Raw genomic sequence first — 1,139 nt, 5'->3', positions numbered from 1 at the left:
ACCAATGCATCGGACGATGTATTTGGGTGCATTTGCGGCGATAACAGGTAAGTTGGCTTGCTTGGCGAACTCAACGAGTGGGCGGTAATCGCTTTCATAGTTTGGCCACGCATTGCTTTGTGACATGAAGTATTGTTCACCGATTTCGCCTTTTAGATAAGCGTCTAGCACCGATTGCTTGTCACGCGTGACTTGCTCCATAGATAAGGCAATACGGCGTTCGCCAGAAGAAAGCTGCCTCAGTAGATCGGTTTGGAAGCGATGAATACCAGCATGAGTGTGCCACTCTCCAACCAAGATCACGTCAGCGTTTTTTAACTCATCTGGCAGGTTCTGCAAAGCAAGGGCGTTGCCAGAAGGAGAATGCAGTTGGTAATCGTAAAAGGTGGTGACGTCTGTTGAAGAAAGGGCCGATGTGGTTGGCGTGGTAGAAACACACCCTGAAAGTACGCTTGCAAATGCAAGGCCTAAAATAGAAAAGCGCATTGAAAAGCCTCCAAAAATGTCCGAGTGATATTAATGGAGGCTGAGCAATGAATCAATATAAATGAGAATGATTTTCGTTATTCTCTATTGATTCTCTTGTTGAACTGGCTTCTTGCGGTAAACGCGTAGCATGAAGTCGGCCTCACACTGGAAAAGTGTAGCGGACTTTAGCTCTTCACGAAGTTCATCCGTCGCCTTCCAAGCAAATGGAGTCATTTGCAACAAATCAAATGCAACACCATTTTCTAAGTCCATGGTGTAGTTCAGCTTTTGTTGGTGCTCTAGCTCAAAGCCTTCAATGTTCTCTGGTTCTTCATTGTGTAAGCGAACTTCTTGATAGATGCGTTCGCGGAACTGGTAAAGGTGACGACCTGCGGGCGTTACCGTGATCACCACGCCGTTGTCTTTGATGACGCGTTGCAACTCTTCTGCTTTGCATGGCGCGTAAATACGCAAAATCGCATCCAGTGATTGGTCTGCAAACGGCAAGCGATGGCTAGACGCTACACTAAATTGGCAGTTTGGGTAGCGCTTAGAAGCGTAACGAATGGCCACTTTAGAAATATCCAAACCAAAAACAGTGGCTTGTGGATCTTGTTCGAAGAGTGATTGCTGCACTTGATCGGTGTAATAACCTTCACCACAACCGATAT

The 1,139-nt window shown here is 46.3% G+C and carries 2 protein-coding genes; both read right to left on the bottom strand.

What is annotated here, in order from left to right:
- Positions 1-486: ChaN family lipoprotein (locus tag R7M72_RS25405; protein WP_318056497.1), on the bottom strand; the 486-nt coding region annotated here is incomplete at its 3' end.
- 84 nt (positions 487-570) lie between these two features.
- On the bottom strand, positions 571-1,139 hold a 569-nt coding region (locus R7M72_RS25400), incomplete at its 5' end, for a methyltransferase domain-containing protein (RefSeq protein WP_318056496.1).

The organism is Vibrio sp. YT-18 (assembly GCF_033337345.1).
Classification (GTDB): domain Bacteria; phylum Pseudomonadota; class Gammaproteobacteria; order Enterobacterales; family Vibrionaceae; genus Vibrio; species Vibrio alginolyticus.
This window is presented reverse-complemented; position numbering and strand designations above follow the sequence as displayed.